This window comes from Variovorax sp. 01T439_2 (assembly GCF_056398445.1).
Genome location: NZ_JBFTPJ010000362.1, coordinates 1 through 8127, shown reverse-complemented (window position 1 = coordinate 8127; position 8127 = coordinate 1). Strand labels below are relative to the sequence as shown.

Annotated in this window: 5 protein-coding genes and 2 pseudogenes; all 7 read left to right on the top strand. The window is 68.7% G+C overall.

Annotation, left to right across the window (positions count from 1 at the left end):
- Positions 1 to 265: pseudogene (locus AC1DOC_RS17640) on the top strand (hypothetical protein); the annotation flags it as partial.
- A gap of 1 nt (position 266) precedes the next feature.
- Complete coding sequence (locus tag AC1DOC_RS17635) at positions 267 to 1103, top strand: type VI secretion system accessory protein TagJ (protein ID WP_412510289.1); 837 nt, start codon at positions 267 to 269, stop codon at positions 1101 to 1103.
- Between the two features lie 2 nt (positions 1104 to 1105).
- Positions 1106 to 1621: a type VI secretion system baseplate subunit TssE gene (gene tssE, locus AC1DOC_RS17630; protein WP_012745689.1), complete on the top strand. Its 516-nt coding sequence runs from the start codon at positions 1106 to 1108 to the stop codon at positions 1619 to 1621.
- A 7-nt stretch (positions 1622 to 1628) separates the two neighbouring features.
- Positions 1629 to 3357: pseudogene (gene tssF / locus AC1DOC_RS17625) on the top strand (type VI secretion system baseplate subunit TssF).
- Positions 3321 to 4412, top strand: a complete 1092-nt coding sequence (gene tssG, locus AC1DOC_RS17620; RefSeq protein ID WP_478130172.1) for a type VI secretion system baseplate subunit TssG — start codon at positions 3321 to 3323, stop codon at positions 4410 to 4412. Before tssF ends, tssG begins: the two are co-directional and overlap by 37 nt.
- The gene (locus AC1DOC_RS17615; RefSeq protein WP_478079615.1) at positions 4409 to 5743 is read left to right on the top strand and encodes a methyltransferase domain-containing protein; all 1335 of its coding nucleotides are present in this window, start codon (positions 4409 to 4411) and stop codon (positions 5741 to 5743) included. Before tssG ends, AC1DOC_RS17615 begins: the two co-directional genes overlap by 4 nt.
- 69 nt (positions 5744 to 5812) lie before the next feature.
- A partial coding sequence (gene tssH / locus AC1DOC_RS17610; RefSeq protein ID WP_478130171.1) for a type VI secretion system ATPase TssH occupies positions 5813 to 8127 on the top strand: 2315 nt, incomplete at its 3' end.

Here is an 8127-nt window from a genome sequence, read left to right as displayed (position 1 = left end):
GCTCAAGAGCCAGGACAGCGATCTGAAGGTGACCATCTCGGTCTTCAAGGCCGGCGGGGACAGTTCCAAGGACCAGCAGTCGCACCTCGAATTCGTGCTCGAAGGCGCGCGCGTGAACTGCCACGCCATCGTTACCGGCGGCACGCCCAAGCGGCCCTGCGACCTGATCTTCTTCGACTACACGAAGCTGGAGATCCGCTCGGCGCCGCAGCAGCAGACGGGCGCGCGGGGTGCCGTCCGCACCTGCACCTTCGCGGGGAACTGACATGGCCAGCTCCGCCGAACTCCTCAAGTCCGCCGACCCCGTCGCCGCGCTCAAGGCCTTGAGCGACGAGGTCCGCGCCAAGCCCGCCGACAGCAAGCACCGCGTCTTCATGGCGCAGCTGCTGTGCGTGCTGGGCCAGTGGGAACGCGCGCTCAACCAGCTCACCGTGGCGGCCGAGCTCGATGCGCTCGCCGTTCCCATGAAGCAGGTGTATGGCGACGCCGTGCGCTGCGAAGGCCTGCGCGCCGAGGTGTTCGCCGGCACGCGCACGCCGATGATCTTCGGCCAGCCCGACGAATGGCTGGCGCTGCTGATCGAATCGCTGCTGCGCCAGGGCCGCGGCGAGAGCGAACTGGCCGAGGACCTTCGCCAGCGGGCCTTCGATGGCGCACCCGCCATCGCCGGCACCATCGACGGCGTGCCCTTCGAATGGCTGGCCGATGCCGACATGCGCCTGGGCCCGGTGCTCGAAGCCTTCGTCAACGGCAAGTACTACTGGATTCCCTACGCCCGGCTCGCGCACATCAGGATCGAGCCGCCCGAAGACCTGCGCGATTGCGTCTGGATGCCCGCCCACCTGCAGTTCGAGAACGGCGGCGAAACGCTGGCGCTGATTCCCACGCGCTACGAGGGCAGCGAGAACAGCGAGGACGGCGAGCTGCGGCTCGCGCGCAAGACCGAGTGGCGCGAACTGCGCCCCGAGGTCTGGGCCGGCCGCGGCCAGCGCGTGCTCGGCAGCGACGCGGGCGAGTACGCGCTCATGGACGTGCGCGAGATCCTTTTCACGCCCACTGCCTCTGCCGCAGCGCAGGACGGCCCCGGCGACGCAGGCGGCTGATCGTGGCCGAGCTCACCGCCCAGGAGCGCCTGCAGCCGTCGCTGCTCGACCGCCTGGTCGACGACGCGCCCACCGAAAAGCGCGAGAGCGACGACAAGCGCACGCTCACCAAGCAGGCGCTGCGCTCGGCCGTGCTGCGCGACCTGAGCTGGCTCTTCAACGCCACCGGCTTCGGCCTTGCGATGGACGACAAGCAATACCCGAACGCCGCGCGCTCGGTCATCAACTACGGATTGCCTATGCTGTCTGGCCAGTTCACCTCGTCGGTGCAGCGTGTCAGCATGGAACAGGCTTTGAAGAACGCAATCCTGCAGTTCGAGCCGCGCATTTTGTCCCGCACTCTCGAAGTTGAACTCGTCATGGAAGGCTCGGCACTCGACTCGCACAACAGCATCGGCCTGCAGATCCGCGGCATGCTGTGGGCGCAGCCCGTGCCGCTCGAGTTCCTGATGCGAAGCCGTGTAGACCTGGAAGAAGGACGCATCGAGATCGTGGACATGGCGCAAAACCCAAGGTGAGTCCGACATGGACCCTCGGCTGCTGAACCTGTATGAACAGGAACTGCGCTACTTCCGCGAGAGCTCCTCGGAGTTTGCGCGCGCCTTTCCGAAGATCGCGCACCGCCTGGGCATCGAAGGCCAGGAGGTCGCCGATCCGTACGTCGAGCGGCTGATCGAGGCCACGGCCTTCCTGTCGGCGCGCGTCAACCTGAAGCTCGATGCCGAATACCCGCGCTTCACGGGCCACCTGCTCGACATCGTCTATCCGAATTTCCTCGCGCCCACGCCGGCGATGGCGGTCGTCTCGTTCTCGCCCGACCTGGACGACGCCAACCTTGCGACCGGTCCCAAGCTGCCGCGCGGCGCGGGCCTGCGCGCGCGGCAGGCCGTGGGGCAGAACACGCACTGCGAGTTCCGCACCTCGAGCGCGCTGCGCATCTGGCCGATCGAGATCCAGCGCGCCCAGTACTTCACCTATGCGCCCGACCTGCCGCTCGCCACGCACCCCCAGTCCCGCGCCATCCGCGGCGGCCTGCGCATCACGCTGCATGCGACGGCGGGGCTCAACTTCAGCCAGATTCAGCTCGACGACCTGGTGCTGCATCTGGGCGGCGCCGAAGATGTGGCGTGGCAGCTGCAGGAGTGCGCGCTGGGCCAGCCCATCGGCGTGATGGTGCGGCCGCTGTCGCCCACCGGTGCGCTGCAGGGCGCGGCGCAGAGCCTGCCGGCCACGGCGATCCAGCCGGTCGGCTTCGAGGACGATGAAGCGCTGCTGCCGGTCACGGCCACCGGCTTCTCGGGCTTTCGGCTGCTGCAGGAGTACTTCGCGTTTCCGCAGCGCTTCCAGTTCCTGCGCATCGCCGGGCTGCAATCGGTGCTCGCGGCCATGCCGGTCGCCGAGGTCGAGCTCGTGCTGCTGTTCTCGCGCGGCGATGCGGCGCTCGAAAAGCTGGTGAGCGCCGACAACGTGCAGCTGCACTGCGTGCCGGTGGTCAACCTGTTCAACAAGCGGCTCGACCGCGTGCCGCTGACCGAAGGCGTAAGCCAGTTCCACCTGGTGCCCGACCGCACGCGGCCGCAGGATTTCGAGGTGCACACCGTCACCGAGGTCATCGGCCACGGCGCACCGGGCGCCGATGCAGCGGCGGCCGAACAGGTGTTCCGCCCTTTCTATTCGCCTGCGCCACATCACCATCGACGCGCTGTGCACCAACCGCGACCTGCCGCTCCTGATGCCGCTGGGACGCGACAACGACTTCGATTGTGTCGACTCCTTCCCCGTGCAGCGGGTGCGCATGGTGCGCGGTCCTTCGCGGCCGGTGTCGCCGGTGGTGAGCCAAGGGCTGGGCTGGCGGGTGGTCGACCACCTGGCGCTCAACTACCTGTCGATCTCCGACAGCACGCCGGAGCAAGGCGCCGCCGCTTTGCGCGAAACGCTGATGCTCTATGCCACGCATGCCGACGAGATGCGCCAGGGCCAGGTGCGCGGCCTGCTCTCGGTAAAAGCCAAGCCCGTGGCGCGCCGCCTGCCGCTCAAGGGGCCGATCGCCTTCGGACGCGGGCTCGAAGTGACGCTCGAGGTCGACAAGGACGCATTCCACGGCCACAGCGTGTTCCTGTTCGGCGCGGTGATGGCGCGCTTTCTGGCGCGCCATGTGGAGGTCAACCATTTCGTCGAGACCGTGCTGCGCGTGGCGGGCCGGGGCGAGACCATGCGATGGAGGCCGCTGTGCGGGACCCGGCAGATTCTGTAGCCGGGAGAGTCGACACCGCGCTGCGCGCATGGTCGGCCGAGCCGTGGTCCTTCGACTATTTTGCGGTGCTGCGCCGGCTGGAGTCGGTGGCCGCGACCACGCCGCGCTGGGGCCGTGCCCTGCTGCCGAGCGCGGAGCCGGTGCGCGTGGGACAGGAGCCGTCGCTGTCGTTCGCGCCGGCCAGCTTCAGCCGCTTCGAGCCGGCCAGCGCCCACTCGCCGCCGCGCCTGAGCCAGCACTTCTTCAGCTATGTCGGGCCCAACGGTCCGCTGCCGGTGCACCTGAGCGACTTCATCCGCGAGCGCAGCCTGAACCATGGCGACCCGACCTGGCTGGCCTTTCTCGACAGCTTTCTGCACCGCTTCTCGCTGCACTTCTACCGCGCCTGGGCGCAGGCGCGGCCCGCGGTGGCGCTCGACCGGCCGGGCGAGGACCGCTTCCGCCTGCAGGTCGGCGCGTTCGTGGGCATCGGCACGCCGGGCCGCATCGAGCGCGACGAGGTGCACGACGATGCGCGCCTGCATTTCTCGGGCTGGCTCGCGCGCCGCGTGCACAACGCCGAGAGCGTGGAAGCGGTGCTGTGCAGCTACTTCGGCGTGCCCGTGAAGCTGGAGCGCTGGGTCGGCCACTGGATGAGCCTGCCCGCGGGCGAGCTCACGCGGCTGGGGCAGGGCGAGAGTTCGCGTTCGATGGGCATGGGCGCGATGCTCGGCACGCGCGCGTGGGACCGGCAGCACCGCGTGCGCCTGCACATCGGCCCGCTCACGCTCGCGCAGTACCGCATGTTCCTGCCGACCGGCAACGCGCAGCCGGTGCTGCAGCGCTGGATGCAGCAGCTGCTCGGCGACGAACTCGAATGGGACGCCGAGCTGGTGCTCGAGACGACGCAGGTGCCCGCCACGCGCCTTGGCCAGGCCAAGGGCAACGCGCCGCGCCTGGGCTGGGTCTCGTGGCTCGGCCAGCGCACGCGTGCCAAGGATGCGGCGGACGTGCGCATCGGCAACCGCCCGATGACCGCCCGCAGCGCCCAGGCCACCGTGGGAGCCGCCGCATGACGACGACGCCCGCGCAGCCGGACACGACGGCGCACGCGGCCGCGCTGGCGCAAGCCGCGGCCCTGGTCAAGGCGCAGAAGCTGGAGGCGGCGGGCGAATTGCTGGACCGCCTCCTGGAGGCCGCGCCGGCCGACCCCGACGCCCTGCACTACCAGGGCCTGCTGCGCCATGCGCAAGGCCGCAGCAACGAGAGCATCGCGTTGATCGGAAGGTCGCTCACGCTGCAACCCGCGCAAAGCGGCGCCTGGAACAACCTGGGCAACCTGCTGGTCGAGACCGGCCGCATCGACGACGCGATGCTCGCCTACGGCAACAGCGTTTCCTTCGCCAAAGAAGGCGACGAAGGCGCCGATGCGCTGAGCAACATCGCATCGCTCGAACGCCGCAAGGGCCACTGGCAAGCCGCCGAGCGCGTGAGCCGCCAGGCGATCGAACTGCGGCCGGAATTCAGCGAGGCCTGGTACAACCTGTCGATCGCGCTGATGGAGCAGGGGCGCATCCATGAGAGCGTCGTCGCCAACAGCCGTGCGGTGCTGCTGCAGCCGCGCAACCTGAGCGCCCGCTCGCAGGTGATTCGCGCGCTGGAACTGCTCGGCGAGCACGATCAGGCCCTTGGCATGTACCGGGAGTGGCTGGCCGAGGATCCAGGCAATCCCGTGGTCACGCACCTGCTGGCCGCCTGCGAGGGGCAGGCGCCCGCGCGCGCCAGCGACGGCTATGTGGAGACCGTGTTCGACAGCTACGCCGGAAGCTTCGACGCCAGCCTGGAGAAGCTGCACTACCGCGCGCCCGAGCTGGTGGCGCAGGCGGTGCGGCAAATGCATGGCGCGCCGGCCGCGAGCCTGGCCGTGGTCGATGCCGGCTGCGGCACCGGGCTCTGCGCCCCGTTGCTGCGGCCCTGGGCCGCGCACCTGGCCGGCTGCGACCTGTCGGTCGGCATGCTGCAGCGCGCGGAGCAGCGCGGCGGCTACGACGTGCTGCACAAGGCCGAGCTCACCCACTACCTGCACACGCAGCCCGGCCGCTTCGACCTGGTGATATCGGCTGACACGCTGTGCTACTTCGGCGACCTGCACGAGGTGCTGGCGGCCGCCGCGCGTGCGCTGCGTCCGGCAGGCGGGGTGGTGTTCACGGTCGAGGCCATGCCCGGGGGGCAGCACGACTTCAGGCTCGAAGGCAGCGGCCGCTACCGCCATGCGGCTGCGCATGTGGAGGCCTGCCTTGCGGCTGCCGGCTTTGGTGCCGTTCGCATCGAGCCGATCATTCCGCGCCGCGAAGCGGGGCAGGACGTGCAGGGGTGGCTGGCCAGCGCAAGGCTTTCTGCGCATTGACGCCGGACACGGATCGCCGAACTTCAAATTTACCGGCATGAATCGTCTTCAACAGATACGGAGTCTTCCATGAGTGAAATCAGTCGCACCGCCCTTTTCGGCAAGCTCAACTCGCTGGCCTACAAGGCCATCGAGGGCGCCACGGTGTTCTGCAAGATGCGGGGCAATCCGTATGTGGAACTGGAGCACTGGTTCGCCCAGCTGCTGCAGGCGCAGGACTCCGACCTGCACCGCGTGATCCAGCACTACGGCCTCGACGTGTCGGTCGTCGCGAAGGACATGACGGCCGCGCTCGACCGCCTGCCGCGCGGCGCCACCGCCATCAGCGATTTTTCCCCGCACATCGAGAACGCCATCGAACGCGCCTGGACCTATGCCACGCTGCAGTTCGGCGAGGCGCAGGTGCGCACCGGCTACATCCTGGTGGGCATGCTGAAGACGCAGAGCCTGCGCAACCCGCTGTTCGGTTTGTCGAAGCAGTTCGAGAAGGTCAAGGTCGAGGACCTGGCCGACAACTTCGCGAAGATCTGCGACGCCTCGCCCGAATCGCAGATGCGCGCGCAGGACGGCACCGGCATGGGCAGCGGCGCGCCCGGCGAAGACTCGGGCGCGATGGCGCCGGCCGCCATGGGCAAGGGCGACGCGCTCAAGAAGTTCGCGGTCGACCTCACCGAGAAGGCCAAGAAGGGCGAGATGGACCCGATCACCGGACGCGACGAGGAGATCCGCCAGATCGTCGACATCCTGATGCGCCGCCGCCAGAACAATCCGCTGCTCACGGGCGAGGCGGGCGTCGGCAAGACGGCCGTGGTTGAAGGCTTCGCGCAGCGCCTCGCGCGCGGCGACGTGCCGCCGCAGCTCAAGGACGTGAAGCTGCTCACGCTCGACATCGGCCTCTTGCAGGCCGGCGCCAGCATGAAGGGCGAGTTCGAGCAGCGCCTGCGGCAGGTGATCGACGAGGTGCAGGCATCGCCCACGCCCATCATTCTTTTCATCGACGAGATCCACACGCTGGTGGGCGCGGGCGGCGCGGCCGGCACCGGCGATGCGGCCAACCTGCTGAAGCCGGCACTGGCGCGCGGCAACCTGCGCACCATCGGCGCCACCACCTGGGCCGAGTACAAGAAGTACATCGAGAAAGACCCGGCGCTGACAAGGCGCTTCCAGGTGGTGCAGGTGCCCGAGCCCGACGAGGTGAAGGCCATCTTGATGCTGCGCGGCGTGGCCAGCGTGCTCGAGAAGCACCACCGCGTGCAGCTGCTCGACGAGGCCATCGAGGCAGCCGTGAAGCTGAGCCACCGCTACATTCCCGCGCGCCAGTTGCCCGACAAGGCCGTGAGCCTGCTCGACACGGCATGCGCGCGCGTGGCTGTGAGTCAGCACGCGACGCCGCCTGAAGTTGAAGACTGCATGCGCCGCATCGAGGGGCTCACGGTCGAGCAGGAGATCATCGGCCGCGAGGAAGCCATCGGCATCGACGTGACCAAGCGCGCGGCGCAGGTCTCCGCGCTGCTGCTGGAATCGAACGGGCAGCTGGAAACGCTCAACGCCCGCTGGAAGGAAGAGAAGGGGCTGGTCGATCGGTTGCTGGAATTGCGCAGCAAATTGCGTGCGGGGAGCAAGCCGGTGGACACTGCTTCCGCCGAGGGCGATGCGAAAGCCGACGTGCCCCCACCCCAGCCCTCCCCCGGCGGGGGAGGGAGCGAAGACCGGGCTGCGCTGCTTGAAGAACTGCATGCGCTGCAGGCCAAGATCCATGCGGTGCAAGGCGAGTCGCCACTGATCCTGCCTTCGGTCGATGAGCAGGCGGTGGCCTCGGTGGTGGCCGACTGGACCGGCATTCCCGTCGGCCGCATGGTCAAGAACGAAGTGGAGGCGGTGCTCAAGCTCGCCGACACGCTCAACCAGCGCGTCATCGGCCAGAAGCACGGCCTGGAAATGATCGCGCGGCGCATCCAGACGTCTCGCGCGCGGCTGGACAACCCGCAAAAGCCGATCGGCGTCTTCATGCTCTGCGGCACCTCGGGCGTGGGCAAGACCGAGACCGCGCTGGCACTGGCCGAGGCCCTGTACGGCGGCGAGCAGAACATCATCACCATCAACATGAGCGAGTTCCAGGAGGCGCACACGGTCTCCACGCTCAAGGGCGCGCCGCCCGGCTACGTGGGCTACGGCGAGGGCGGCATCCTGACCGAGGCGGTGCGCCGCCGGCCCTACAGCGTGGTGCTGCTCGACGAGGTCGAGAAGGCCCACCCCGACGTGCACGAGATCTTCTTCCAGGTGTTCGACAAGGGCTGGATGGAAGACGGCGAGGGCCGCATGATCGATTTCAAGAACACGATCATCCTGCTGACCACCAACGCCGGCAGCGAGCTGGTGATGAG